Origin of the sequence: Rathayibacter sp. AY1B4 (assembly GCF_002932815.1) — a bacterium.
In the GTDB taxonomy this organism is placed as follows: Bacteria; Actinomycetota; Actinomycetes; order Actinomycetales; family Microbacteriaceae; genus Rathayibacter.
In genome coordinates this window covers 1-25,382 of the sequence record NZ_PSWN01000033.1, presented here as the reverse complement: position 1 = coordinate 25,382, position 25,382 = coordinate 1, and the positions used below count along the sequence as shown (strand labels likewise).

The window sequence follows — 25,382 nt, the reverse complement described above, 5'->3', positions numbered from 1 at the left end:
GCCCCGTCCCGCCCTGCCGTGACCGGCAGCCCCGCACCGGCGCCCTCCCCTGCCGACACCGAGGCTCCGGCCCCCTCCGGGCCGCCGGGGACCACGACCGGGGGCTCCGCGCCGGGCCCGATCGGCAACGGCCCGGGCCTGCCCTCCGTTCCGGTCCCGACCCCCGCACCCAGCACTCCGGTCCCGGTTCCTGTTCCTGTTCCTGTTCCTGTTCCTGTTCCGACCGTGACTCCCCCACCGGACACTCCGGCTCCGGCAACGACGCACGTACCGAGCACTCCGGCGCCGGTCCCGACAGAGGCGCCGAGCACCTCCGCTCCGGTCTCGACTCCCGCACCGGTCACGACCCCCACTCCGGCCGCACCTCCCACTCCGGCCGCACCCCCCGCTCCGGCCGCACCGACCCTCGCGCTCGACACCGACGGCCGGCTGCTGCCCGATGCCCGGGGCACCGCCGCGCCCGGCGCCGAGGTGCTCCTCGAGGACGCCTCCGACGGACGCCGCGTGGGCTCCGCCACCGCCGACGCCGACGGCTCCTGGACCGCGCCGGCGCTCCCCCTCCCCGCGGGCAGGACCACGGTGCTGGCGCGCACCGCCGCAGGAGTCAGCGCCCCCGAGACGGTCGACCTGCGCGCTCCGGTGCTCCTCGCCCGGGCCGCGTCGAGCGGGGGCGCGGTCGGCGTGCTCGTGCTCGCCGATCCCGACGCGGACGGCCTCGACCTCCTGGTCGACGGCGAGCAGGTGCGGTCCCTCGCTCCCGGAGCCCCCGTCCTCGCCGCGACCCTGGAGGTCGGTCCCGGGAGGCACACGATCGGCGTCCGCTACTCCTCCCCGGACGGGCGGACGGGACCCGTCGCCGTCGTGTCCGTCGACGCGGGCTGAGGCGCGCGGACCGCCCCGTGCCCACCGTTATCCTGGGCGGATGCAGCCCGAACCCGCCGCGTCCGCGACTCCCCGGCCCGCCCCCGTGAGCACCCGTCCGACGGGCAGCGACGCCGCGTGGTCCGGCGCCCGGCCCGCGGGAAACCACTGGACCCTGACCTTCGCCTGCCCCGACCAGCCGGGCATCGTGCACGCCGTGTCCGGTGCCGTCGTCCAGGCCCGCGGCAACATCACCGAGAGCCAGCAGTTCTCGAGCGCCGACACCGGCCGCTTCTTCATGCGCCTGCAGGTGGAGTCGCCGATCAGCCGCGAGGAGTTCGCCGCCGCCCTGCTGCCGATCACCGAGCACTACGGGATGACCTGGCGCCTCGACGTCGTCGGCCGGCCGCTGCGCACCCTCGTCCTCGCCTCCACCGCCGCGCACTGCGTCAACGACCTGCTCTTCCGCCAGCGCGCCGGGCAGCTCGCGGTGGACATCCCGATGATCTTGTCCAACCACGGCAGCCTGCGCGACCTCGCCGAGTTCTACGGCGTGCCCTTCGAGTCGCGCCCCGTGGTCTCGCCGGAGTCGAAGCGCGGGTTCGAGGAGCGCGTGCTGGAGGTCGTCGAGGAGCACGACGTCGAGCTCGTGGTCCTGGCGCGCTACATGCAGATCCTCTCCCCCGAGCTCTGCGCGCGACTGGCCGGTCGCGCCATCAACATCCACCACTCGTTCCTGCCGGGCTTCAAGGGCGCGAACCCGTACAAGCAGGCGCACGCCCGCGGCGTCAAGCTGATCGGGGCGACCGCGCACTTCGTCACCAGCGACCTCGACGAGGGGCCGATCATCGAGCAGAACGTCGTCCGCGTGGACCACTCGCACTCGGTCGCCCAGCTCGTGGCCATCGGGCAGGACGAGGAGAGCCGCACGCTCACGCAGGCGGTCAAGTGGTTCGCGGAGGACCGGGTGCTCCTCGACGGGGCCCGCACCATCATCTTCCGCTGACCTCCGGCGGCTAGCATGATCGGCGTGAATCGAGCAGGAGCGGACACCGCGGGCACCGACATCAGGATCGGCCCGAACGCGATCCTCCGGTTCCTCCTGGAGCTCGTCGCGCTGGCGACCTTCGCCCTCTGGGGCTTCGCGTCGTGGGACCTCCCGTGGAACATCGTCCTCGGCATCGGCGCTCCGGTGGTCGCCGCGCTGATCTGGGCGCTCTTCCTCTCGCCGCGTGCGGTCCTCGCGATCGACGTCTACGGCCGCTCGCTGATCGAGCTGCTCGTGATGGGCGCCGCCGCGCTGGCGTGGCTGGACCTCGGCCAGCCGGTCGTCGCGATCGTCTTCGGCGTCCTCGCCGTCGTCTCCGGCGTCATCGCGGGACGCCGCTCCCTCTGATCCTGACGGCGGCCGCTCAGGCCGAGGGGCGCTCGCCCGGAGCCGTGCACCGCTGTCCCCGAGGGTGCACCGCGGTCCCCGTGCGCTCGCCGCCGCCTCGGACCCGGACCGAACGCGTCGTCCAGGCTCGCAGCCGCTTGTCGCCACTGCGCTCTCCCGTCGATGCGCCGCCGTCGATGCGCCGCCGTCGATGCGCTACCGCAGCGGGATCCAGGGCCGATCGCGCCGCCGGGCCCGCAGTCGAAGGTGCTCCGCCCCGCCTGATCGCCGCTCTCTCCCCCGACCCCCTCCCGCCTCCCCTCTCGAGCCGTTCCCCACGCAGCCCGGCCGGTCCTGCTCCCGGCCCGCACCACGATCCGCCCCGTCTCCGCCTCCCCGACCGGGAACGGCGAACGGCCGCCCCCGCCGCTCCGGAAGGAGCAGGGGGACGGCCGTTCGCGGCGGTCGCGGAGGACTACTCCGCGGCGCCCGCCTCACGCTGCGCCAGGGCGCGGCGTCGGAGGCCGGTGATCACAGCACCTGCACCGAGGAGGGCGAGGGCGGCGGCTCCGAGGAGACCGCCGTCGAAGCCCGTCGACGGGAGGCCGCCGGCGCCGTGGCCGGGCGCGCCCGGTCCGGCGGTCGGCGTGGAGGTGGGCTCCCCCGGTCCGGCGGTGGGGCCGGCCGTCGGCGTCGCGGTCGGCTCCGGGGTGCCCGTGGGCTCCGGAGTCGCGGTCGGCGTCGGGGTGGGGGTGACCGCCTCGGTGACGTCGACGCTCACGAGCGTCGCGAGTCCCGAGTCGGTGTAGGCGACACGGCCGAGGTAGCGGGCCGGGCCCGCCAGGTTCGACCAGGAGACCGCGTACGCGATCGGCTCGCCCTGCACGGCGTCGACCACGGCGGGGTCGGTGCTCAGCGAGCCGAGACCGTTCTCCGGAGTGATGACGAAGCTGCGGAAGTCGAACGTGACGGTCGAGGATCCCGGAGCGGTCGAGTAGACATCGGCCTGGACCGTGTACTCGCCCGGAGCGGGGTCGGCGATGTCGACGCGCTCGTCGGCCGAGCCGGTCGCCGAGGTGAAGACCTTGTCGGTGCTCTCGCTGGTGACGGTGAGGTCGAGGTCGGCCGCGTCGTCGAGCGAGTCGAGGTCGAAGCGGGCGAACTCGGCGCCCTCCGGCACCACGACGGTGGTCGTCAGCGACTTCCCCGTGGGGAGCGTCGCCGAGTGGCCGTCAGCGGCGGTGGCGTCCTCGGCGAGGACACCCTCGGCGAGACCGCTCGCGGTGAGCGGCAGCGCGCCGGTGATGCCGGGCGTGACCGTCACCGTGCCGGTGCCGGTCGAGCCGGTGCCGGAGACCTCGTAGGGCGCGTCCAGCAGGACGGGGCGCACCGCGATCGGGCTGCGGACGTCGTGCTCCGCGCTCGCCCAGGTCAGGTAGCCGGTGGCGAACTGGCTGAGCGCCGCCGAGCCGGTGGTGAAGGAGACCGTGTACTCCGCCGTCTGGCCCGCACCCGTGAAGGAGAGGGTCGAGGGCGAGACGACGGTGTCGATCCCGGCGAGGCCGTCGACCGAGGCGGTGTAGGTGCCCGCGCCGGTCGAGGTGACCGTGCGGGTCACGGTCTGCGTGCCCGCGAGGGCGCCGATCGCGATCGAGGCCTGGTTGAGGTCGGACGGGTCGATCGCGGCGATCGGGTCGATCACCGGGTTCGAGGTGAAGACGTAGCCCGCACCCTTGAGGAACGCGATCCAGTCCTCCGTGCCGCTCTCGTAGAGCAGCCCGGGGTCGAGGAACGCGGCCGGGTCGACGTGTCCGGCGCCCTGGGCGAAGACGTCCTCGGACGCGGCGCCCGACTGGTCGACGCTGTCGTAGGCGGAGGTCATCATGGCCGACTTCACCGCGGACGGCGAGGCCTTCGGGGTCGCGCCGAGGATCAGCGCGCCGAGGCCCGCCACGTGCGGCGACGACATCGAGGTGCCGGACTCGAACGCGAAGGCGGGGTCGTCGCCCTCGGCGTTGAAGCTGTCGGCGAGGATCGCGACGCCGGGCGCCGTGAGGTCGGGCTTCAGCACGTCGGCGCCGTCCGCCTCAGCGGGTCCGCGCGACGAAAAGCCGGCGACCTGCGGGACGGGGATGGAGGCTCCGGACGAGTTGCCCTCGGAGAGGGTCACGGTCGCACCGGCGGTGCCGGCGTAGGTCGTGATCGCCTGGTAGGCCTGCGAGTCGATCTGGATGCTCGGGACCGAGTGGTCGTCGACGTGCAGGGCGTTCGGGGTCGGGTTGAGCAGCAGCATGCCGATGCCGCCGGCCCGCTCGACCTCGGCCGACTTGGAGACGCGCGCGGTGACGCCCGCGGTGCAGGCGACGACCGTGCCCTTCACCTTGTCGGGGTCGAGGGTGCCGGTCTCGCAGATGGCGGGGTTCTCGGCGCCCGAGCGGACGACGTCGGCGCTGTTCACCAGCGGTCCGGTGACGTCCTCGTGGACCGAGATGGATCCTCCGACGAACTTCTGGCCGTCGCCGAGAGCGGCGGTCGCGGTGTAGGTCGGGATGGAGGACGCGGCGACCGTGGTGTACCAGGGCGACGCGTGGTCGAGCGTGGAGGCGCCCGCACCCGAGTTGCCGGCCGAGGCCGCGACGAAGACGCCGGCGGCGGCGGCGTTGAGGAACGCCTCGTCGATCGCGGTCAGGGTCGAGGTGGCCGAGCCGCCGCCGATCGAGAAGTTGATGACGTCGACGCCGTCCTTGGTCGCGGCGTCGATGGCCGCGAGGATGCCCGCTCCGGAGCAGAAGTCGTCGTCGTCGGTGCCCTCGTCGGGTCCGTTCCAGCAGACCTTGTACGCGGCGACCTTGGCGGCCGGGGCGACTCCGGAGATCTTCCCGTAGTCGTAGCCGTCGACGCTCGCCTCGACGCCGTTGTTGCCGGCTGCCGTGCTCGCGGTGTGCGAGCCGTGTCCGTCGGCGTCGCGCGGGGAGCGGTACTCGGGGTTGTCCGTCGAGCCGACCTCCTCGTCCGCGAGGAACCAGCGTGCGCCGATGAGCTTCTGGTTGCACTCGTCGCCGTCCCACTGCTCGGAGGCGGGGAGCCCCGGCGAGCAGGAGCCGACGAAGGTGCCGCCGTCCGACTTCACGAAGGAGGTGGTGGTGCCGTCCGTGTAGGGGGCCGCTCCGGGCGAGGTCGCCAGGGGCGCGCCCGCGAAGGAGGGGTTCTCGGGCGCGATGCCGGAGTCGATGACGCCGATGACGACGCCCTCGCCCGCCTTGTCGATGCCGCCCAGCTTCTGCCAGACGCCGTTCTCGCCCTCGAGGCCGAGGAAGTCGGTGGAGCGCTGCTGTCCGGTGTCGCGCACCGGGGTGCCGGCGGCGGCCGCGGCGAGCGGCGAGGCCTGCGCGGCGCGGTCGACCTTCAGGTTCTCGACCTTGCGGACCTGGGCGACGTCGCGGCGGCTCGCGAGCTCGCCCGCCTGCTCGCCCGAGAGGGTCGCGGAGAAGCCGTTGAGGGCGACGGTGTAGTGGTAGCCGATGGCGGCGTCGACCGCGGAGGCGACGTCCTCCTGGCGCTGCTCGAGGTGGGCGGAGTAGTCCTCCACCGGAGCCGAGGCGGCCTGCAGCTGCGCACCGTCGACGGGCGCAGTGCGGGCGAAGCGGGCATCGCTGCCCTGGTAGGTGGCCGCGGAGGGCTCGACGAGGGTGACGACGTAGTCGCCGTCGTCGAAGCTCTGGCCGACGGAGAGCCCGCCGACGAGCGAGGCGCTGCCGGCGAGAGGGGCGGCACTGGCGCCGGTGGTGGCGAAGGCCGCGGTCGCGGCGACTCCGAGGACGGCGAGGCCCGCGAGGATGCGCCTCTCAGCGCGGCGGACGGGTGGTCGGTGGGACAGGTGGATCGGCAATCGATGTCCTTACTCACATTCGCTGGGAACCGGATCGGTTTCCACACAGAAACGACCCTACGAACTCGATTGCTCAGCTTTGTTACGAACAGGTAACGAAGTTGACACTGAAAGGGGCCGATCCGTTGGCACTCCCCCTCCGCGAGTGCTAATTTATTCGCGTTGAGCCGGGTCGGCTCAACTCTTGGAACTCTTCGTTGCACGACTGAATGGAGTGATCTCATGGCTGTCACCTACGACCCCGTCCGCGAGCTGGACCGCCTCGCCACCGCCCTCCTCGGCTCCGGTCAGGGGCCCCGCCGGATGCCGATCGACCTGTACCGGGACGGCGACCACTACGTCCTCACCGCCGACCTCCCCGGCATCGACCCGGGGTCCGTCGACGTCGACGTGGACGGGCAGCTCCTCACCATCCGTGCCCAGCGCACCGTCGCGAGCGGCGACGACGTCACCTGGATCACCCGGGAGCGCCAGTCGGCGACCTTCGTCCGCCAGCTGAGCCTCGGCCAGGGCGTCGACACCGAGCGCATCGCCGCGTCCTACGACAACGGCGTGCTCTCGGTGACCATCCCGGTCAGCGAGAAGGCGCGTCCCCGCCGCATCGAGGTCGTCTCGACCGCCCGCCCCGAGCAGGTGCGGATCGGCGAGGCGGCCGCCGAGTAGGACGACGAGCGAGGGCCCGTCCGCGATGGTGCGGGCGGGCCCTCCGCCTGTCCGCACGCCCTACGCTGGCCGGATGCGCGCCTCCTCCTCCGACACCGCTGTCGGCGTCCTGCTCCCCCGCGATCTCCCCGCCTCCGAGGTGCTCGGCTACGCCCGCCGCGCCGAGGAGCTCGGCTTCGACGAGCTCTGGGTGGTCGAGGACCTCGGCTTCCGCGGCGGCATCGCCCAGGCCGGCGCGGTGCTCGCCGCCACCGAGCGGATCGTCGTCGGCATCGGCATCCTGCCCGCCGCCGTCCGCACGGCGGCCTTCACCGCGATGGAGCTCGGCACTCTCGCCGAACTGTTCCCCGGCCGCGTCCACGCCGGCATCGGGCACGGGATGCCGCACTGGATGCGCGGCCTCGGCGTCTGGCCGCGCAGCCCGCTCACCCTGCTCGAGGAGCAGTTCGACGCGATCCGCTCGCTGCTCTCCGGCGAGCGCACCGACCGCTCCGGCCGCTACGTGCACGTGGACGGCCTCGTCCTGGAGTCGCCGCCCGCCGTCGTGCCGCCGCTGCTGGCCGGCGTCCGCGGACCGAAGTCGCTGGCGCTCGCGGGCCGGATCGCCGACGGGGTCGTCCTGGCCGAGCCCGTCACTCCGGAGTACCTCGCGGCGGCCCGCGACCACCTGGGCGGCACCGGACGGATCGTCGCCTACAACGTGGCCGCCGTGGACGACGACGCGGCCGCCGCGCGCGACGCGGTCCGGCCGGGACTCGAATGGATCGGCGAGCCGGACTGGGCGCCGCACATCGAGCCGCTCCCCTTCGCCGAGGACTTCGCCCGCCTGCGGGCCGAGAGCGCCGACCGCGCCGCCTTCGTCCGCGACCTGCCCGACGCCTGGGTCGGCCAGCTGGCCGTCGTGGGCACTCCCGAGGACGCTCGTCGCCGCATCGGCCTGCTGCACGAGGCAGGTGCGTCGAGCGTCGTGCTGATGCCGTCGGGGCCCGATCCGCTCCACGCGATGGAGGAGCTCGCCCGGGCGCTCTGAGGCGCTCGGCCGGGCGCGTCCCACCGGGCCCGGAGACGCGTCCGGCCCGCAGGATCCGAGGATCGTGCGGGCCGGACGCGTCTGCCGAAGCCGGAGATCAGGCCGACATGCGGGCCTTCAGGTTCTCGTCGAGGGTCGCGAGGAACTCCTCGGTCGTCTGCCAGCCCTGCTCGGGGCCGACGAGCAGGGCGAGGTCCTTCGTCATCTTCCCGGACTCGACCGTCTTGATGACCACGTCCTCCAGGGTGAGCGAGAAGTCGATGAGCTCCTGGTTGCCGTCGAGCTTGCCGCGGTGCGCGAGGCCGCGCGTCCAGGCGTAGATCGAGGCGATCGGGTTCGTCGAGGTGGGCTTGCCGGCCTGGTGCTGGCGGTAGTGGCGCGTGACGGTGCCGTGCGCCGCCTCCGCCTCGACGACGCTGCCGTCGGGCGTGGAGAGCACGGAGGTCATCAGGCCCAGCGAGCCGAAGCCCTGCGCGACGGTGTCGGACTGGACGTCGCCGTCGTAGTTCTTGCAGGCCCAGACGTAGCCGCCCTCCCACTTCATGGCCGAGGCGACCATGTCGTCGATGAGGCGGTGCTCGTAGGTGAGGCCCGCGGCGTCGAAGCGCTCCTTGAACTCGGTCTCGAAGATCTCCTCGAAGATGTCCTTGAAGCGGCCGTCGTAGGCCTTGAGGATCGTGTTCTTGGTGGAGAGGTAGACCGGGTAGTTGCGCGAGAGGCCGTAGTTCAGCGACGAGCGGGCGAAGTCGCGGATCGACGCGTCCTGGTTGTACTGGACCTGCGCGATGCCGTCGTCCGGGGCCTTGTAGACCTCGAACCTCATCGGCTCGGAGCCGTCCTCGGGCGTGAACTCGACGGTCAGCGTGCCCTTGCCCTTGAAGACGAAGTCGGTGGCGCGGTACTGGTCGCCGAACGCGTGGCGGCCGATGATGATCGGCTTGTTCCAGCCGGGGACCAGGCGCGGGATGTTCGAGATGATGATCGGCTCGCGGAAGATCACGCCGCCGAGGATGTTGCGGATCGTGCCGTTGGGCGACTTCCACATCTTCTTGAGGCCGAACTCCTCGACGCGGGCCTCGTCGGGGGTGATGGTCGCGCACTTCACGCCGACGCCGTGCTTCTGGATGGCGTGCGCCGCGTCGATCGTGACCTGGTCGTCCGTCTCGTCGCGGTACTCGATGCCGAGGTCGTAGTACTCGAGGTTCACGTCGAGGTACGGGTGGATGAGGGTGTCCTTGATCTTCTGCCAGATGATGCGCGTCATCTCGTCGCCGTCGAGCTCGACGACCGTTCCCTCAACCTTGATCTTGGACATTGCTCTCCCATGGTGTCGATGACCCCGCACCTGTGCGGGACGGGCGGCTCTGCACCGCTCCGGATGGCCTCCGCCAGCCTACCCGAGGCCCGAACTGTCTCGATGTCGAGACAGTTCTCGATCGTCCGCGCCGGGGCCGGCGCACGTCGCCCGACAGGAGGATGCCCGCCGTCCTGCGCCGCCGGTACAGTGACGGCATGAGTGACCTCCGCCTGGAAGAGCTGTCCGCCTCGAACATCTCCGCCGTGAACGGCCTGAGCCTCAAACCCGGCCAGGAGCAGTTCATCGCGCCGGTCTCCTACTCCGCCGCCGCCGCGGTGATCGACCCGGGCGCCTCCTGGCAGCGGGCCGTGATGGACGGCGACGAGCTGGTCGGCTTCATCCACGCGCACTTCGACCCGGAGGCGGCGGAGGAGTTCCGCAGCTGCATCTGGCGCATCAACATCGACGCGGCGAAGCAGGGCCGCGGCGTGGGCACCTTCGCCGTCCGCGCCACCGCCGACGAGGCGCGCGCCCGCGGCTTCGACACCCTCACGGTGATCTGGGAGTCCGGCGAGGACGGCCCGGAGCAGTTCTTCCGCTGGATCGGCTTCGAGGTCGTCGGCGAGACGCAGTACGGCGAGAACATCGGGGCGCTGACGCTCTGAGCGCGGCGCCGGAGGCAGCGGAGCCGGCCGACTTCGTCTCCGCCGTCCTCGAGGTGGTCGCCTCCATCCCGCCCGGCCGCGTGATGGCCTACGGCGAGATCGCCGCGGTCCTCGGCACTCGTGCGGCACGCGCGGTCGGCACGGTGATGGCCCGCTACGGCTCCGACACCGCCTGGTGGCGCGTCGTCCGCGCGGGAGGAGCGCCCCCGGTCGGCCACGAGGAGCGCGCCCGCCGGGAGTACGAGCGCGAGGGCACGCCCCTCGTCGTCACGCCGGGCGGCTGGCGCGTCGACGTGCGCAGCGCACGCTGGCGCCCCTGAGCCGGGATCGACTCAAGGGCGTTAGTCGCGAGCGGCAGCCGCTCAGACGAGCGAGTCCCGCCAGGCCGCGTGCAGGGTGGCGAAGCGGCCCTCGCCGGCGATGAGCGCCTCCGGAGTGCCGTCCTCGACGATGCGGCCGTGCTCCATCACCAGCACCCGGTCGGCGATCGCGACCGTCGAGAGGCGATGCGCGATGATGACCGCCGTGCGGTCCGCCAGGAGCGTCTGCAGGCCCTGCTGCACCAGGCGCTCGCTCGGGATGTCGAGGGAGGAGGTCGCCTCGTCCAGGATCAGCACCGCCGGGTCGGCCAGGAACGCGCGGGCGAACGAGATCAGCTGGCGCTGACCGGCCGAGACGCGGCCGCCGCGCTTGTTGACGTCGGTGTCGTAGCCGTCCGGCAGCGCCTGGATGAACTCGTGCGCGCCGACCGCCTGCGCGGCCCGGACGATCTCGTCGTAGGACGCGGTCGGCCGCCCGATCGCGATGTTGTCGGCGACGGATCCGGAGAAGAGGTACGCCTCCTGGGTGACCATCACGATCGCGCGCCGCAGGTCCTTCGGGTGCAGCTGCCGCAGGTCCACTCCGTCGAGGGCCACCACGCCGTCGCTCGGGTCGTAGAAGCGCGAGATCAGCTTGGCGAGCGTCGTCTTGCCGGCGCCCGTGGACCCGACGAGGGCGATGGTCTGCCCTGCGGGGATGTCGAGGTCGAAGCGCGGCAGCACCTCGCGGTCGGCGGTGTAGGCGAAGCGGACGCCCTCGAAGCCGAGCCGGCCCCGCGCCTGGCGCAGGTCGACCGGGCGGGCCGGATCCGGGACGCTCGGCTCCTCCGCCAGCACGCCCGAGATCTTCTCGAGCGCAGCGGCCGCCGACTGGTAGGAGTTGTAGAACATCGCCATCTCCTGCACCGGGTCGAAGAAGCGCCGGGTGTAGAGCAGGACCGCCAGCAGCGCGCCGATCTCGAGCCCGCCGTCGAGCACGCGGACGCCGCCGATGAACAGCACCACGGCGACGGTGACGTTGCCGATCAGCACGAGCCCGGGGTCGAAGGTGCCGAACACCCCGAAGACGCGCTTGTAGGCGAGCCGGTACTGCTCGACGACCCCGCCGAACACGGACTCGTTGCGCTTCTGCGTGCGGAAGGTCTGCACGGCGCGGATGCCGGTCATCGACTCCACGAACTGCACGATCAGCCGTGACGAGGCGACGCGGGTGCCGCGGAACAGCGCCTGCGACCGCTTCTGGAACCAGCGGGTGAGCAGCGCGAGCGGCACCAGGGCGCAGGCGAGCACGATGCCGCTCACGCCGTCCAGGGAGACCAGGGCGATCGCGACGAAGCCCATGTAGAGCGCACCCTGCACCAGCTGGTTGATGCCGGAGTCGAGCAGCTCGCGGATGGAGTCGAGGTCGCTGGTCTGGCGCGAGATGATCCGGCCGGAGGTGTAGTTCTCGTGGAACTCCAGGCTCAGCTTCTGGGTGTGCAGGAAGACCCGCTTGCGCAGGTCGATCAGGATCGCCTGGCTCACCCGCGCGGAGAGCACGGTGTACCAGGCGACCAGGAGCGCGCCGACGAGTCCGGTGAGGATGTAGGCGCCGACCGTGACCGCCAGCGGGACCGCGTTCCCCGCGAGGACCGCGGGCAGGCCGTTGTCGATGCCCGCCGCGATCAGCGCCGGTCCCGCGACCTGGGCAGCGGTCGCGACGACGACCACGACCGCGGTGAGCACCAGCCGCAGCCGGAGCGGCCGCAGCAGGGAGCCGAGCAGCCGCAGCGAGCGCCGGCGCAGGGCCGCCGACTCCGCTCTGCTGAGGTCGTCGCGCTCCTCGGAGGAACCGAGCGTGCTCATGATCGCGTCTCCTGGTGGGTCGTCGTGGGGCGGGAGCCGATGCGCTCGGTCCCGGCGGGCCTGGTCAGCTCGTCCTCCTCGAGGCTCGAGATGACGAAGCGGTAGTGCGGGCTGCTCGCGAGCAGCTCGCTGTGGGTGCCGACCGCGGTGATGCGGCCCTCCTCCATCAGTGCCACGCGATCGGCGAGCGCCACCGTCGAGGGGCGGTGGGCGACGATGATCGCCGTGGTGTCGCCGAGCACACGGCGCAGCCCCGCCTCGACGCGCGCCTCCGTGTCGACGTCGAGCGCCGAGAGCGGGTCGTCGAGGACGAGCACCGCCGGACGCGCGGCCACCGCGCGGGCGAGGGCCAGGCGCTGGCGCTGGCCGCCGGAGAGGCTCATCCCCTCCTCGCCCACCTTCGTGTCCAGGCCCTCGGGGAGGCGGTGGACGAAGTCGGCCTGCGCGATCTCGAGGGCCTCGAGCAGCTCCTCCTCGGTCGCGTCGGGTCGGCCGAGGAGGACGTTCTCGCGCACGCTGGTGGAGAAGAGCGTCGCGTCCTCGAACGCCATGCCGATGTGCGTGCGCAGCTCGTCGCGGCGGAGCCGGCGGATGTCGACGCCGTCGAGCTCGATGGCTCCGCCGGTCACGTCGTAGAGGCGCGGGAGCAGCGCGGTGAGCGTCGTCTTCCCGGAGCCGGTGATGCCGACCAGCGCCATCGTCTCGCCCGGCTCGACCTCGAGGTCGACGCCGTCGAGGAGGTCGCGGTAGCGCTCGGGGGCGTCCTGGTACCGGAAGTGGACGTCGCGGAAGCGCACCCGGCCGCGCGGCTCGAGGATCGTCTCGGGGTCCTCCGGGTCGGTGATGGTGTTCCGGCTGTCCATCACCTCGAAGTAGCGGTCGACCGCCGTGCGGGTGTCGAAGGTCATCGAGAGGAGGAAGCCGATCGACTCGACCGGCCAGCGCAGCACGGTCGCGGTGGCGAAGAAGGCGAACAGCTCGCCGACGCTCAGCTGACCGGCCGCGGCGAGCCAGACCCCGCCGAGCAGGCAGAGCGCGAACGCGATGTCCGGCACCAGCAGGAGGACGAGCCAGATCCCGGCGATGGCACGGGCTTTGTCGATCTCGGTGCCGCGGAGCTTCTCGGCCTGGCCTGCGAAGTTCTCCAGCGCGTGCTGGTGGCGGCCGAAGGCCTTCAGGACGCGGATGCCGTGCACCGACTGCTCGACGGTCGTGGCGAGGTCGCCCGCCTGGTCCAGGCTGCGGCGCGCGATGCTCGAGTAGCGCTTCTCGAACGCGAACCCGTAGATCCAGACCGGGATCGAGCACACGACGAAGAGCACGCCGAGGATCGGGTTCCAGTAGACGAGGACGCCGAAGCCGACGACGATCGTCAGCGCGTTGACCACGAGCAGGACGAAGCCGAAGGCGATCCAGCGGCGGATGAGGCTGAGGTCGCTCATCGCCCGCGACAGGAGCTGCCCGCTCTGCCAGCGGTCGTGGAACGAGACGGGGAGGTCCTGCAGGCGGCTGTGGAGCGCCGAGCGCATGCGCGCCTCGATCCGCGTGGTGGGGGTGAGGACCATCCGGCGCCGCAGCGCGATGGCACCGGCCTCGACGACGCCGAGCACGAGGATGACGGCGACCGGGCCGATCAGCGGCCCGAGGTCGCCGGAGCCGGCGGAGGCCGCTCCGTCCCCCAGCGGCCCGTCGACGAGCTGCTGCAGGACGATCGGGATGACCAGCGACACCAGGCTCGCCACGAGCGCGACCGCGATGCCGCCGACCAGCCGGGGCAGGGAGTCACCGACGAAGGGGACGAGGCGCAGCAGCGTCTGCAGCGTGCTCGGGCGCTTCTGCGCGGGGGCGCCGGGAGACGGGAGGGCGGGAGCGGACACGGCGGAGGGCTTTCGCGACGAGGACGGATTCTCCCCTGCCGGGTGGGCGGGGAGGCGGGAGGTGCCACCGGGCCGGAGAGCTCCGGGCAGCCTTGAAGGCTATACCCGGGCTATGTGCCCCGTCCAGCGGCCGCCGCGATCCGGCGGTTCCCCCGCCTCCGCCGTCAGCGGACGCGGACCGAGAGGCAGGTGACGCAGCCCTCGAGCTTCTCGAACTCCGAGACGTCCACGGTGAGGACGCGGTAGCCCAGGCTCCGCAGCAGCTCGGCGCTCCGGGGAGCGGAGGCGGCCATCAGGAGGGTGTCGTCGTCGAGGACGACCACGTGGGCGCCCGGCTCCTCGGGCATCGGCAGGAAGGAGGGGAACAGGCGCGGCTCGTCGACGACCGGCTCCCAGCCGATGACCGTGCCGTCGGGCAGCGCGGTCACGGCGCTCTTGAGGTGCAGCACCTTCGTCAGCGGGACCGCGACGACGTCGTACCCGCGGGGGCGGAGGATCGCGCGCAGCTGGGCGACCCCCGCCGCGTCGGTCCGGCCTCCGCGGCCGACGTAGACCGTCGATCCCACCTTGAGGACGTCGCCGCCGTCGAGCGTGCCCGGCTCCTCGATGCGGTCGACCGTCAGGCCGAGGGCGCGGACGGCCTCCTCGGCGCCCGCCGTCTCTCCGCGGCGGGACTCCGCTCCGGACCGGGCGATCACGGCGTGGTCGCCGAAGACGACGACCGCGTCCTCGAGGAAGACGGAGTCGGCGAGTCCGGGCGCCGGTGCGGCCTCGACCGTCTCCCAGCCGGCCCGCTCGAGCAGGTCGACGTACGCCTCCCACTGCTGCTGGGCGCGCTGCTGGTCGACGGGGACGCGCTCGAGGTGGGTGAGCTCGCCCGCCGAGAGGTCGGCGGCCGGGGCCCGGACGATCGCGATGCGGCGGTCGGTGACGACGGTGGCCGGAGCGCCCGTGGTGCGGAGGCGGTTCCAGAGTGCGCGGCCGACGCTCGCCGCCGAGACGGTGAACGCGAGCAGGAAGACGAGGTTGAGTCCGGCGAAGGTCTGGAAGATGGAGGCCCAGACGGCGCCCGTGACGGCCTCGCCGGTGGCGCTGGCTTGGACGAGCGTGCCGAACACGGCTCCGACCACCCCCGCGACGAGTCCCGCGAGGGCGGCGCTCCAGGTGCGTCCGAGCATCCCCGCGACGGCGAGGACGAGGACGACCACGAAGCCGAGCACGCTCGAGAGCAGGAAGTAGGCGTTGACCTGCGGGATGGAGCCGGGCTGCAGCTGGTTGCCGATGAAGAAGGCCAGCAGGTTGGCGAGGTGCGCCACGAGCGCGGTCGCCGCGGCGGCGAGCAGCGCGACGAGGATCCGGCGGCCCGTCCCGGGCGCGCGGCCCCGGTTCGGGGCGATCGTGGAAGCGGCGGTCGGGGTGTCGGGAGTGGACGCGGGCGTCGAGTCGGAAGGCACCCGGTGACCCTACGCGCCCCCGCCCGCGCCCCGCCTGTCGATCCCCTAGCAGCCCCCTAAGAGCCGCCCACCGCAAAGCAGAGCGGTTTCAGCGGCGTCCCGTGCCCAGCGATTCCCGTGATCCACGACGCCCCCGCTCCCTGTAACGCCTCACATCGCGAAGCCGACCGCGCCCCGCCGCGCGAGCAGCGGCCGGGAAGACGCCCGCCGCAAGGCAGAGCCGACCCAGCGGGAATCGCGTGCCAAGCGATTCACGCGACCGGCGACGCGACCCGCTCCACGGAACGCTCCGTGTCGCGAAGCCGACCGCTCCCCGCAGGATGCGGCCGGGAAGACGAGCACCGCAAGGCAGAGCCGGTTCAGCGGGAATCGCGTGCCAAGCGATTCCCGCGACCGGCGACGCACCCCGCTCTACGGAACGCACCCCGTCGCCGAGCCGACCGCGCCCCGCCGCGCAAGGAGCGGCGGGGAAGACAAGCACCTGAGTGACGGGCGCTCCGCGCCCGTCACTCAGTGGAAGAAGTGCCGCTCCCCCGTCGTGTACATCGTGACGCCGGCGCGGGCGGCCGCGTCGATGACCTCGGCGTCGCGGACGGACCCGCCGGGCTGGACGACGGCCTTCACGCCGGCGGCGAGGAGCACCTCGAGGCCGTCGGCGAAGGGGAAGAACGCGTCGGAGGCGGCGACGGAGCCGGGGGCGCGGTCGCCGGCGCGGGTGACGGCGAGATGGCAGGAGTCGACGCGGTTGACCTGGCCCATGCCGACGCCGACGGAGGCGCCGCCCTTGGCGAGGAGGATCGCGTTCGACTTGACGGCGCGGCAGGCCTTCCACGCGAACTCGAGGTCGAGCATCGTGTCGGCGTCGGCGGGCTCGCCGGCGACGAGCTGCCAGCCGGAGCTGACCTCGCCGGGGCCGCCGATGAAGCGGTCCGGCTCCTGCAGCAGCAGGCCGCCGGAGATCTGCTTGAACTCGCGCTCGACGGGGGCGTAGAAGTCGGGGAGCTGCAGCAGGCGCAGGTTCTTCTTGGTCTTCAGCACCTCGAGCGCCTCGGGCTCGAAGCCGGGGGCGACGAGCACCTCGGTGAAGATCTCCTTCACCGTCTCGGCCATGGCGAGGGTGACGGGCCGGTTCGCGGCGATGACGCCGCCGAAGGCCGACACCGGGTCGCACTCGTGGGCGCGACGGTGGGCGGAGGCGATGGGGTCGATCGCCTTCGAGCTCGCGATCGCGATGCCGCAGGGGTTCGCGTGCTTGATGATCGCGACGGCGGGCAGCACGAAGTCGTAGGCCGCGCGGACGGCCGCGTCGGCGTCGACGTAGTTGTTGTAGGACATCTCCTTGCCGTGCAGCTGCGTCGCCTGCGCGATGCCGGTGCCGTCGGGCGAGACGTAGAGGGCCGCCTTCTGGTGCGAGTTCTCGCCGTAGCGGAGGACCTGCTGCAGGGTCCCGCGGATCTCGACCGAGCCCTCGACGCCCTCGGCCGCCTCCTGCCCGGCGAACCAGGCGGCGACGGCGGAGTCGTAGGAGGCGGTGTGCGCGAAGGCGCGGGCCGCCAGGGTGCGGCGCGCGGCGAGCGTCGTGCCGCCGTCGGCGAGGGCGGTCGCGATCCCGGAGTAGTCGGCCGGGTCGACGACGATCGCGACGTTCGCGTGGTTCTTCGCGGAGGCGCGGACGAGGGCCGGGCCCCCGATGTCGATGTTCTCGACCACGGTCGCCGGGTCGGCGCCGCCGGCGACGGTCTCGCGGAACGGGTACAGGTTCACCACGACCAGCTCGAACGCGGCGATGTCGAGCTGCTCCAGCTGCTCGCGGTGCGAGGCGAGCCTCAGGTCGGCGAGGATGCCCGCGTGCACGGCCGGGTGCAGCGTCTTCACGCGGCCGTCGAGCGACTCCGGGAACCCGGTGACGGCCGAGACGTCGGTGACCTCGTGGCCGGCGCCGCGGAGGGTCGCTGCGGTCGAGCCGGTGGAGACGAGCTCGACGCCGGCCGCGGCGAGCGCCGCTCCGAGCTCGAGCAGGCCGGTCTTGTCGCTGACCGAGATCAGCGCCCGGCGGACGGGGACCCGGTCGCGGTCGTCGTAGCTGCTGGGGTCGTGGGCGGTGATGCTCATGCGCGGGCGAGCTCCTCGAGGTCGACGGTTCCGTGGGCGATGTCGAGCACCGTCTGCACCAGCAGGCGACGCTCGATGGTCTTGATGCGCTCGTGCAGCGCGTCCTCGCTCTCGCCGGGGAGCACGGCGAGGCTCTCCTGGGCGATGACGGGTCCCGTGTCGACGCCGGTGTCGATCACGTGCACGGTGACGCCGGTCTCGGTCGCGCCGGCGGCGAGGGCGTCGCGGACGGCGTGGGCGCCGGGGAAGAGGGGCAGCAGGGCGGGATGCGTGTTGATCATCCGCGGGCTGAGCGCGTCCACCACCACGGGCGGCAGGATGCGCATGAAGCCCGCGCAGACGACGAGGTCGGGCTCCCACTCCCGGATGCGCCCGAGCAGGGCGGCGCCCCACTCGTCGCGGGAGGAGAAGCCGCGCGGCGCGACCGTGAAGGCGGGGACTCCGCGCTCCTCGGCGTGGCGGAAGCCCTCGGCGTCGGTGTCGCTGCCGACCGCGACGATGCGGGCGGGGAAGCGCTCGTCGCCGGTGGCGTCCAGCAGGGCGCGGAGGTTCGATCCGCCGCCGGAGAGGAGCACGACCAACTTCAGCACTGCGCAAGTCTAGGGGGACGCCTCCGCCGGCGTCAGCCGCGTCGGCTGCGGCCCGCGGCGAGGCCCAGGCCCGCGGCCAGCGCGAGCTCGAGGGCGGCGACCGCCCCGACGACGAGCGGGTCCGGGCCCACCTGGGCGAGCCGCCCGGGCCCGGCGGCGCCCGCCGAGAACCAGGCGAGGAGCCCGAGCAGCAGGCCGCCGACCACGCCGATCCCGCCGGCCGCGGCCGCGCCCCAGCGCAGCAGCGAGCGTCCGTCGAGCGCCTCGATCACGCCGCGCCGCAGCCGCCATCCCGCGGCGAACCCGGCGAGCAGCGGCACGAGCAGCCCGAGGAATCCGAAGGCCGAGTCCCCTGCGGGCAGTGCGGCGAGGACCGGGATCGACGGGATCGGTCCGAGCAGCGTCCCGGCCGCGCTCACGGAGGAGCCGGTGCCGAGGGCGAAGCCCGGGCCGATCAGCCAGCTCGTCGCCCAGATCACCAGGTTCGGGAGGAACGCCAGCTGCCCGAGAGTGAGGGCCAAGCCGCCGAGCGCCTCGGCGCCCAGGCTCTCGTAGAGCGCGACGACCGAGGTGTAGTGCACGACCAGCAGCACGGCGACGAGCACCGCCGCGACGCCGACCACGCCCGCCGCGGCGAGCGCTCCCCCGCGCAGCGAGGCGAGGACGAGCCCGGGCCCCGGCGCGGGGACGCGGTCGAGCGCTGAGGCGGCCAGCTCGCCGAGGGGGTCGGCCTCGTCGCTGCGGGCGGAGTGGAGCGCTGCTCCGACGAGCACCCCCAGCGCGAAGACGAGCGGCGGCAGCAGCGTCCCCTGCAGGGGATCGACGGTGGCGGCCGGGTCCGCGGACCCGAGCGAGACCAGGAGCGCGATCGCCAGGTAGGTCGCGATCGCGACGAGGACGCCGATGGCCCGGAACGGCGATTCCTGGGCGCGGCGGCCGGTGCGCGCGCCGAGCAGCACGGTGAGGAGTGCGAACGCCAGCGGAGCGATCGTCACCGGGAAGGCGTCCGCGCCTCCGGGCAGCGCCACGGCGAGGGCGGAGTCGGGGGCCAGCGCCGCCTGCAGGTCGGCCCCGTGGCCGAGCAGCCAGGCGTCGGCGGCGACCCGCCAGAACACGCCGAAGTCGACCGTCGTGTCGTACTGCACGGCCCAGAGGACGGTCAGCGGGACGAGCGGGATCGCGATCCCGATCAGCGCCGACAGCGCGGCGTCGAAGGCGGCGAGGAGGGCGACGGTGATCCGGTTCATGGGCCTGACGAGCCTAGCGGCGGCGCGCTCGGAGGCGGGTCAGGGGCGCGCCGCCCGGCCCTCTAGTGTCGGAGCCATGACGGGGACCTCGGACGCACGGACGGAGCGCGGCCTGGACCGCCTCGTGAACTTCTCCGACGCCGTCGTCGCCATCGCCATCACGTTCCTCGTCCTCCCCCTGGTCGACGTGGTCGAGGAGGGCCGCGCGGCCGATCTGGGGTCCCTCCTCACCGGGCACTACGGCACCCTCTCCGCCTTCTTCATCACGTTCGCCGTGATCGGACGGCTGTGGGCGGTCCACCACTCCGTCTTCGAGGGCGTGGCCCGGTACTCGCCCGCGCTCGTCGTCGCGAACTTCGTCTGGCTGGCCGCGGTCGTCCTGCTCCCCTTCGCGGCGAACCTGATCTCGAACGTGCTCGACACCGACGGCAGCGTCATCGCGCTCTACATCGGCACGATGATCGCGGCGAGCGCGGCGACCCTCGCGATGCAGCTCATCGTGCGCCGCGACCCGGATCTCCTGGCCCCGGGGGCGGAACCGCGGCGCTCCCTCTCGAGGTCGCTGATCGTGATCAGCGTCCTCCTCGCGGCCCTCGTGCTCGCCGTCGCCGTGCCGGCCGTCAACATGTTCGCGCTCCTGCTGCTCCTGCTCTCGGGTCCGATCGAGCGCCTGGTGCACCGCGGTCGCCCCGGAGGACGAGCGGCCCACCGCCGGACGGAGCGCGGGCTCGACCGGCTCGTCAACTTCTCGGACGCGACCGCCGCCATCGCCATCACCGTCCTCGTCCTGCCGCTGGTGCAGCTGGCTCCCGAGGTCGCCCGGGAGGGCGGCGGAGTCCCGGCGCTGCTCGCGGAGCACATGGACTCGGTCCTCGCCTTCGCGCTCTCCTTCGCGGTCATCGCCGTCTTCTGGATCCCCCACCACCGCGTCTTCGAGATCGCCGGGGACTACGACGGCGCCCTGGTGTGGCTGGACCTGCTCTGGCTGGCCGCGCTGGCGTTCTTCCCGTTCTCGACGAGCGCGCTGGCGCTGTTCCCGGACTCGCGGGCGACGATCGGGCTCTACATCGGCACGATGGCCGCGATGAGCGGGGCGCTGGTCCTGATCGAGCTGCGCCTCTCCCGGCACCCGGAGCTCAGGCGGCCCGGCGCAGGGCCCCTGCCGCTCGCGCCCGCCCTGCTGCCCTTCGCGCTGCTCCTCGTCGCACTGGCGCTGGCGCTGCTGGTCCCGTCGGTCGGGCTCTGGTGGCTGCTCCTGCTCCTGCTGCAGCGGCCCGTCCGGGCACTGCTCGCGCGGCGCTGATCCTCAAGCGCCGGGCGTCCAGCCCAGCTGCGGGGCGATGCGCTCGGCGACGGCGCGCAGGATGCGCCGGTGCGACTCCACCCCGCCGACCGCCGGGAGCGTCACCGTGAGCGCGTCCGCCTCCGCGAGCGCCGGATCCGCGGCGAGCGATGCGACGATCCGCTCCGGGCTCCCGACGTGGAGGGGGCTGAAGCGCATCGGGGCGGCGATGATCGACCGGTCGGCCGTGCGGGGCCGGCCCTCGTCGTCCATCCGCGCGAGGTAGCCCTCGATGAAGGGGCGGTGCGCCTCCTCGTCGGCGGCGTCGAGCAGCGGCAGCACGATCCGGCCCGCCGTCACCCTCGACGTGCGCCCCGGGTGCGCGGCGGCGAAGGCCTCGCGGTAGGCGCGGATCTGCACCGCCTGCTGCTCGGCGAACGGCAGGCCCGTCTCCTCCGTGTTGAGCGTGGACACCTGCAGGTGCATGCCCTGCTCGCCCGCCCGGACCGCGGAGGACACCGTTCCCGCCCCGTACCAGAGCCGGTCGGCGAGGCCGGGCGCGTGCGGCTGCTGAACCAGCGGAGCGCCGACCGGGACCGACATCAGGGCCGACTCCGCGACGCCGAGCACGGCGCCCGAGAGCGCCTCGCGGAGTCGCGCGATGCGCTCCTGCGCCTCCTCGCGGAAGTCGCGCTCGGCCTGCCCGAACACCCCGTCGAAGACGGAGGAGAGATGCGCGAAGCCGCTGCTGACGCCGAGGTCGAGGCGTCCGCCCGAGAGCAGGTCCACGGTCGCGGCGTCCTCGGCGAGGCGCACGGGCGACTCGTAGCGGGCGCCGATGACCGCGGTCCCGAGGCGGAGGCGGCGGGTCCGCTGGGAGGCGGCCGCGAAGAAGGTCATCGGAGACGCGAGGTAGCGCTCGAAGTGCCGCACGCGGACCCAGCCGGTGCCGTAGCCGAGCTCCTCGGCGAGCTCGAGCAGTGCCAGCCCGTCCTCGAGGCTCCGCGCGGCGTCGCCGGGCTGCTCGGGGCCCTCCGGGTACGGCACGAAGGTCAGCAGGTCGAGTCCGAGACGGCGGGTCACGCTGCGACGCTACTCCGGCCGGACCCGCCCCGACGACGGAACGGACGGCGCCGCCCGCCGGAGCAGGGGCACCGTCCGTTCCGACGGTGGTGCGGGGAGGACGGGCGCTAGAGCGCCGCGTAGACCTCGCGGAGCAGGGCGGCCGTCTCGGACGGCGTCTTGCCGACCTTCACGCCCGCGGCCTCGAGGGCCTCCTTCTTGGCCTGCGCGGTGCCGGCCGAGCCGGAGACGATGGCGCCGGCGTGGCCCATCGTCTTGCCCTCGGGGGCGGTGAAGCCCGCGACGTAGCCGACGACGGGCTTCGTGACGTTCGCCTTGATGAAGTCCGCGGCGCGCTCCTCGGCGTCGCCGCCGATCTCGCCGATCATCACGATCGCCTTCGTCTCGGGGTCGGCCTCGAACGCGGCGAGCGCGTCGATGTGCGTCGTGCCGATGATCGGGTCGCCGCCGATGCCGATCGCGGTCGAGAAGCCCAGGTCGCGCAGCTCGTACATCATCTGGTAGGTCAGGGTGCCCGACTTCGAGACGAGGCCGATCGGGCCCTTGCCGGTGATCGTCGCGGGGGTGATGCCCACGAGCGACTCGCCCGGCGTGATGATGCCGGGGCAGTTGGGGCCGATGATCCGGGTCTTGTTCCCCTTCTCCTGCGCGTACGCCCAGAACTCCGCGGAGTCCTGCACCGGGATGCCCTCGGTGATGACGACGAGGAGGCCGATCTCGGCGTCGATCGCCTCGATGACGGCGTCCTTCGAGAAGGCGGGCGGCACGAACGCGATGGAGACGTCGGCGCCGGTGGCCTCCATCGCCTCCTTCACGGTGCCGAAGACGGGGAGCTCGACGTCGCCGTGGGTGACGGTCGTGCCGGCCTTGCGGGCGTTGACGCCGCCGACCACGTTCGTGCCGGCCTTGAGCATCAGCGCGGTGTGCTTGGTGCCCTCGCCGCCGGTGATGCCCTGGACGATGACCTTGGAGTCCTTGGTGAGGAAGATCGACATGCTTGTTCTCTGATTCCTTGAGTCGTCGGGTCCGTTACGCGGCGGCGAGTTCGGCGGCCTTGTCGGCGCCCTCGTCCATGGTCGCGGCGAGCGTGATGAGCGGGTTGGCGGCGGCCTGGAGGATCGCGCGGCCCTCCTCGACCTTGTTGCCGTCGAGGCGGACGACGAGCGGCTTCGTGGCCGAGTCGCCGAGGATCTCGAGCGCCTGGAGGATGCCGTTGGCGACCGCGTCGCACGCGGTGATGCCGCCGAAGACGTTGACGAAGACGCTCTTGACCTGCTCGTCGCCGAGGATCACGTCGAGGCCGTTCGCCATCACCTGGGCGGAGGCTCCGCCGCCGATGTCGAGGAAGTTGGCCGGCTTCACGCCGTTGTGCCTCTCTCCGGCGTAGGCGACGACGTCGAGGGTCGACATGACCAGGCCCGCGCCGTTGCCGATGATGCCGACCTCGCCGTCGAGCTTCACGTAGTTGAGGTCGTTCTCCTTGGCCTTCGCCTCGAGCGGGTCGGCGGCGTCCTTGTCCTCGAGCGCGGCGTGGTCCGCGTGGCGGAAGCCGGCGTTCTCGTCGAGCGAGACCTTGCCGTCGAGCGCGACGATGTCGCCCTCCTCGGTGAGCACGAGCGGGTTCACCTCGACGAGCGTGGCGTCCTCGCCGGTGTAGACGTCGTACAGCTTCACCAGGACGGGCGCGACCTTGGCGATCAGCTCCTCCGGGAACTTCGCCGCGCGGGCGATCTCCTCGGCCTTGGCCTGATCGATGCCCTGGCCGGGGACGACCTCGACGCGCGCGAGGGCGTCGGGGCGCTCGACGGCGAGCTGCTCGATCTCCATGCCGCCCTCGTAGGAGGTGAGCGAGAGGTAGGAGCGGTTTGCCCGGTCCAGCAGCACCGAGAAGTAGAACTCGCGGTCGATGCGCGCACCGCCGGCGACCATGACGCGCTTGACGACGTGGCCCTTGATGTCGAGGCCGAGGATCGACTGCGCCGCGGCGAACGCGTCCTCGGGGGTCTTCGCGACCTTCACGCCGCCCGCCTTGCCGCGGCCGCCGATCTTGACCTGCGCCTTGACGACGGTGACGCCGCCCAGCTTCTCCGCCGCGGCGCGCACCTCCTCCGGCGTGTCGGCGACGATGCCCGGGAGCACGGGGACGCCGTACTTCTCGAACAGATCACGGGCCTGGTATTCGAAGAGATCCACGCTGCATTCCCATTCCGCGCCGAGCGCGCTTGCGTTTCGAGTTCGAGGTGGCCCGGACGACGCCGGAGTCTCGGCACTGTCCCTGGGCCGCGCCGAGTCTACTCCGCACCCGCCGGGGGCTTCCCGTGCGGTCGCTCCGCGCCCGCCGGACGCCCGCCGGGGGCACCGGCCCCTCCTCCGCCAGCCGCTCCCGCGTAGCGTGGAGCCATGTCGTCGGCCTCCCGCACCCCGGACGTCTTCCGCGAGGGCGTGTTCCTGCTGGCGGGCGCGCGCGCGATCCTCCTCCAGATCGCGCACCCGGCGGTCGGGCAGGGCGTCGCCGACCACTCCGACTTCGTGCACCGGGCCGTGAACCGCCTGCACGGGACGCTCTCCTACCTCTACGTCCTGCACTACGGCACTCCCGAGGACGTGCGCGCCGTCCGCCGCCGCGTGAACAGGGCGCACGTGCCCGTGCGCGGCCCCGGCTACACGGCCTTCGACCCGGAGCTGCAGCGCTGGGTCGCGGCGACGCTCACCCAGTCGATGCTGCAGCTCTACGAGGGCGCCTTCGGTGCGCTGAGCAAGGAGGAGGCGGACGACATCGTGCGCCGCTCCGTCGTCGTCGGCGCGGCCCTGCAGATGCCCGCGGACCTCTGGCCCGACTCCCGCACCGCGTTCGACGCCTACTGGGAGCGGGAGCTGGAGCGCCTCGAGGTCACGCCCGCGGCCCGCCTGGTCGCCCACGACCTGCTGGGCCCGAGCATCGCCGCCTGGTACCTGCGCCCGCTCGGCCCCTACCTCCGCCTGATCACCGCCGGTCTGCTCCCGGCGGCGCTCCGCGAGCCCTTCGGCTTCCACTGGACCGCACGGCAGGAGGCGCGGTTCGAGCGGGCGCTCTCGCGCACCTTCGCCGTCTACCGCCTGGTGCCCGCGATCGTGAGGACGGCGCCCAGCCGCTACTACCTCGCCCGGGTCCGACGCGACGCTCAGAAGCCGGCCACGACCTCCCAGCCCGCGTAGGCGGCGAGCTCCAGCCCGAGCGCCTGCGCGGCCGCACGCGCCTCGTCGATCCCGCGCTCGTCGCGCACGTCGACGGTGACCGGCATGCTGTCGCCGAACCCCGCGATCTCGACCCGCGCGCTCGTCGGACCGCTGTAGAGCGGGACGTGCGCGTCCGCGGTCCGCGCGCCGACCACTCGCGAGCCGGTCGCCTCTGCGATCACCGCGAGGGCGAACGGAGCCGTCACCACCGCATCCGTGTAGAGCGTCGCCTCGCCGCGCATCGCGCCTCCCGTCGTCCGACCCGCGGAACCGGGCCGCAGCAGTCCGACTGTAGGCAGCCGCCCGCGCCTCCCGCACCCCCTTCCGCTCGGCGCCGGGATGCGCACTCCCCGCCCGTCCGTGCTGAACATCCGGTGCGGATCGCTCGACGCGGCCGCCCGGCGGATCTACGGTGAAGCACCGGGCATCCGCCGCGGCGGTCAACGACGACTGGAGCCTCGATGAGCATCACCGAACCCCGCACGGCCGAGGCCCCCGCCGCTCCCCCGTGCAGCCGTGGGCGATCATCGCCTCGAGCGCGGCGTCGCCGTCGAACTTCGGCACCAGGACGACCGT

At 72.9% G+C, this 25,382-nt stretch carries 21 protein-coding genes; 9 read left to right on the top strand and 12 right to left on the bottom strand.

Annotated elements, in window-relative coordinates; translation table 11 throughout:
- Positions 1-225 precede the first annotated feature (225 nt).
- The 3 genes from C5D66_RS15685 to C5D66_RS15675 are packed head-to-tail and all read left to right on the top strand — an operon-like array spanning position 226 to position 2,257.
- Positions 226-882, top strand: coding sequence for an Ig-like domain-containing protein (locus C5D66_RS15685; RefSeq protein ID WP_104256709.1), 657 nt, complete (start codon positions 226-228; stop codon positions 880-882).
- A 40-nt stretch (positions 883-922) separates the two neighbouring features.
- Entirely contained in the window at positions 923-1,867 is a 945-nt protein-coding gene (purU, locus tag C5D66_RS15680) for a formyltetrahydrofolate deformylase (RefSeq protein WP_104247704.1), read from the top strand.
- Between the two features lie 24 nt (positions 1,868-1,891).
- Positions 1,892-2,257: a YrdB family protein gene (locus tag C5D66_RS15675; RefSeq protein ID WP_104276971.1), complete on the top strand. Its 366-nt coding sequence runs from the start codon at positions 1,892-1,894 to the stop codon at positions 2,255-2,257.
- A 454-nt stretch (positions 2,258-2,711) separates the two neighbouring features.
- Here C5D66_RS15675 and C5D66_RS15670 read toward each other — a convergent pair whose 3' ends face one another.
- The gene (locus C5D66_RS15670) at positions 2,712-6,125 is read right to left on the bottom strand and encodes a S8 family serine peptidase (RefSeq protein WP_104256126.1); all 3,414 of its coding nucleotides are present in this window, start codon (positions 6,123-6,125) and stop codon (positions 2,712-2,714) included.
- Between the two features lie 222 nt (positions 6,126-6,347).
- On the opposite strand from C5D66_RS15670, the gene C5D66_RS15665 reads away from it, so the two are divergent.
- Positions 6,348-6,788, top strand: a complete 441-nt coding sequence (locus C5D66_RS15665) for an Hsp20/alpha crystallin family protein (RefSeq protein ID WP_104233909.1) — start codon at positions 6,348-6,350, stop codon at positions 6,786-6,788.
- A gap of 73 nt (positions 6,789-6,861) precedes the next feature.
- Positions 6,862-7,818 (top strand): LLM class flavin-dependent oxidoreductase, encoded by a 957-nt coding sequence (locus C5D66_RS15660; protein ID WP_104256125.1) that lies wholly within the window; start codon positions 6,862-6,864, stop codon positions 7,816-7,818.
- A gap of 97 nt (positions 7,819-7,915) precedes the next feature.
- On the opposite strand, the gene C5D66_RS15655 is transcribed toward C5D66_RS15660, so the two are convergent.
- Positions 7,916-9,133 (bottom strand): NADP-dependent isocitrate dehydrogenase, encoded by a 1,218-nt coding sequence (locus C5D66_RS15655; RefSeq protein WP_104224939.1) that lies wholly within the window; start codon positions 9,131-9,133, stop codon positions 7,916-7,918.
- A 197-nt stretch (positions 9,134-9,330) separates the two neighbouring features.
- Here C5D66_RS15655 and C5D66_RS15650 point away from each other — a divergent pair, with 197 nt between their 5' ends.
- Positions 9,331-9,780 (top strand): GNAT family N-acetyltransferase, encoded by a 450-nt coding sequence (locus tag C5D66_RS15650; protein ID WP_104224946.1) that lies wholly within the window; start codon positions 9,331-9,333, stop codon positions 9,778-9,780.
- Positions 9,777-10,100 carry an MGMT family protein gene (locus C5D66_RS15645; protein ID WP_104238475.1) on the top strand — a complete coding sequence of 108 codons (324 nt, stop codon included), beginning with the start codon at positions 9,777-9,779 and terminating at the stop codon, positions 10,098-10,100. Before C5D66_RS15650 ends, C5D66_RS15645 begins: the two co-directional genes overlap by 4 nt.
- Positions 10,101-10,142: 42 nt before the next feature.
- Here the strand turns inward: C5D66_RS15645 and C5D66_RS15640 are convergent, their stop codons facing one another.
- From C5D66_RS15640 to C5D66_RS15615, 6 genes are all read right to left on the bottom strand, one after another.
- The gene (locus C5D66_RS15640) at positions 10,143-11,945 is read right to left on the bottom strand and encodes an ABC transporter ATP-binding protein (RefSeq protein ID WP_104256124.1); all 1,803 of its coding nucleotides are present in this window, start codon (positions 11,943-11,945) and stop codon (positions 10,143-10,145) included.
- Positions 11,942-13,822 (bottom strand): ABC transporter ATP-binding protein, encoded by a 1,881-nt coding sequence (locus tag C5D66_RS15635; protein WP_104256123.1) that lies wholly within the window; start codon positions 13,820-13,822, stop codon positions 11,942-11,944. Before C5D66_RS15635 ends, C5D66_RS15640 begins: the two co-directional genes overlap by 4 nt.
- A gap of 164 nt (positions 13,823-13,986) precedes the next feature.
- Positions 13,987-15,276 carry a dimethylargininase gene (ddaH, locus tag C5D66_RS17625; RefSeq protein WP_308471158.1) on the bottom strand — a complete coding sequence of 430 codons (1,290 nt, stop codon included), beginning with the start codon at positions 15,274-15,276 and terminating at the stop codon, positions 13,987-13,989.
- 510 nt (positions 15,277-15,786) lie between these two features.
- Positions 15,787-17,388 carry a bifunctional phosphoribosylaminoimidazolecarboxamide formyltransferase/IMP cyclohydrolase gene (gene purH / locus C5D66_RS15625; RefSeq protein ID WP_104251068.1) on the bottom strand — a complete coding sequence of 534 codons (1,602 nt, stop codon included), beginning with the start codon at positions 17,386-17,388 and terminating at the stop codon, positions 15,787-15,789.
- Complete coding sequence (purN, locus tag C5D66_RS15620; RefSeq protein ID WP_104256122.1) at positions 17,385-17,978, bottom strand: phosphoribosylglycinamide formyltransferase; 594 nt, start codon at positions 17,976-17,978, stop codon at positions 17,385-17,387. The genes purH and purN overlap by 4 nt, the downstream gene beginning before the upstream one ends.
- Before the next feature lie 32 nt (positions 17,979-18,010).
- Complete coding sequence (locus C5D66_RS15615; protein ID WP_104256121.1) at positions 18,011-19,225, bottom strand: DUF6350 family protein; 1,215 nt, start codon at positions 19,223-19,225, stop codon at positions 18,011-18,013.
- A gap of 76 nt (positions 19,226-19,301) precedes the next feature.
- Between C5D66_RS15615 and C5D66_RS15610 the strand changes: the two genes are divergently transcribed.
- A complete protein-coding gene (locus C5D66_RS15610; protein WP_181028714.1) occupies positions 19,302-20,528 on the top strand; it encodes a TMEM175 family protein in 1,227 nt (408 codons plus the stop codon).
- Positions 20,529-20,531: 3 nt separating this feature from the next.
- Here the strand turns inward: C5D66_RS15610 and C5D66_RS15605 are convergent, their stop codons facing one another.
- The 3 genes from C5D66_RS15605 to sucC form a co-directional block, all read right to left on the bottom strand.
- On the bottom strand, positions 20,532-21,590 hold the full coding sequence (locus C5D66_RS15605; RefSeq protein ID WP_104256119.1) for an LLM class flavin-dependent oxidoreductase: 1,059 nt from the start codon (positions 21,588-21,590) through the stop codon (positions 20,532-20,534).
- A 107-nt stretch (positions 21,591-21,697) separates the two neighbouring features.
- Positions 21,698-22,585 carry a succinate--CoA ligase subunit alpha gene (gene sucD / locus C5D66_RS15600; protein ID WP_104224929.1) on the bottom strand — a complete coding sequence of 296 codons (888 nt, stop codon included), beginning with the start codon at positions 22,583-22,585 and terminating at the stop codon, positions 21,698-21,700.
- Between the two features lie 34 nt (positions 22,586-22,619).
- Positions 22,620-23,783: an ADP-forming succinate--CoA ligase subunit beta gene (sucC, locus tag C5D66_RS15595; RefSeq protein WP_104224928.1), complete on the bottom strand. Its 1,164-nt coding sequence runs from the start codon at positions 23,781-23,783 to the stop codon at positions 22,620-22,622.
- Positions 23,784-23,990: 207 nt separating this feature from the next.
- On the opposite strand from sucC, the gene C5D66_RS15590 reads away from it, so the two are divergent.
- Positions 23,991-24,785, top strand: a complete 795-nt coding sequence (locus C5D66_RS15590) for an oxygenase MpaB family protein (protein WP_104256118.1) — start codon at positions 23,991-23,993, stop codon at positions 24,783-24,785.
- Here C5D66_RS15590 and C5D66_RS15585 read toward each other — a convergent pair.
- Positions 24,752-25,048, bottom strand: a complete 297-nt coding sequence (locus tag C5D66_RS15585; RefSeq protein WP_104256117.1) for a hypothetical protein — start codon at positions 25,046-25,048, stop codon at positions 24,752-24,754. The genes C5D66_RS15590 and C5D66_RS15585 overlap by 34 nt on opposite strands.
- Positions 25,049-25,382 lie beyond the last annotated feature (334 nt).

Excerpts from the sequence above, each read along its gene's own strand:
- C5D66_RS15640 (WP_104256124.1), bottom strand. The coding sequence starts at position 11,945 with ATGAGCACGCTCGGTTCCTCCGAGGAGCGCGACGACCTCAGCAGAGCG.
- C5D66_RS15585 (WP_104256117.1), bottom strand. The coding sequence starts at position 25,048 with ATGCGCGGCGAGGCGACGCTCTACACGGATGCGGTGGTGACGGCTCCG.
- C5D66_RS15590 (WP_104256118.1), top strand. The coding sequence starts at position 23,991 with ATGTCGTCGGCCTCCCGCACCCCGGACGTCTTCCGCGAGGGCGTGTTC.
- C5D66_RS15660 (WP_104256125.1), top strand. The coding sequence starts at position 6,862 with ATGCGCGCCTCCTCCTCCGACACCGCTGTCGGCGTCCTGCTCCCCCGC.
- purH (WP_104251068.1), bottom strand. The coding sequence starts at position 17,388 with ATGAGCATCACCGCCCACGACCCCAGCAGCTACGACGACCGCGACCGG.
- C5D66_RS15615 (WP_104256121.1), bottom strand. The coding sequence starts at position 19,225 with ATGAACCGGATCACCGTCGCCCTCCTCGCCGCCTTCGACGCCGCGCTG.
- C5D66_RS15650 (WP_104224946.1), top strand. The coding sequence starts at position 9,331 with ATGAGTGACCTCCGCCTGGAAGAGCTGTCCGCCTCGAACATCTCCGCC.
- purU (WP_104247704.1), top strand. The coding sequence starts at position 923 with ATGCAGCCCGAACCCGCCGCGTCCGCGACTCCCCGGCCCGCCCCCGTG.
- C5D66_RS15665 (WP_104233909.1), top strand. The coding sequence starts at position 6,348 with ATGGCTGTCACCTACGACCCCGTCCGCGAGCTGGACCGCCTCGCCACC.
- sucD (WP_104224929.1), bottom strand. The coding sequence starts at position 22,585 with ATGTCGATCTTCCTCACCAAGGACTCCAAGGTCATCGTCCAGGGCATC.
- C5D66_RS15655 (WP_104224939.1), bottom strand. The coding sequence starts at position 9,133 with ATGTCCAAGATCAAGGTTGAGGGAACGGTCGTCGAGCTCGACGGCGAC.
- C5D66_RS15610 (WP_181028714.1), top strand. The coding sequence starts at position 19,302 with ATGACGGGGACCTCGGACGCACGGACGGAGCGCGGCCTGGACCGCCTC.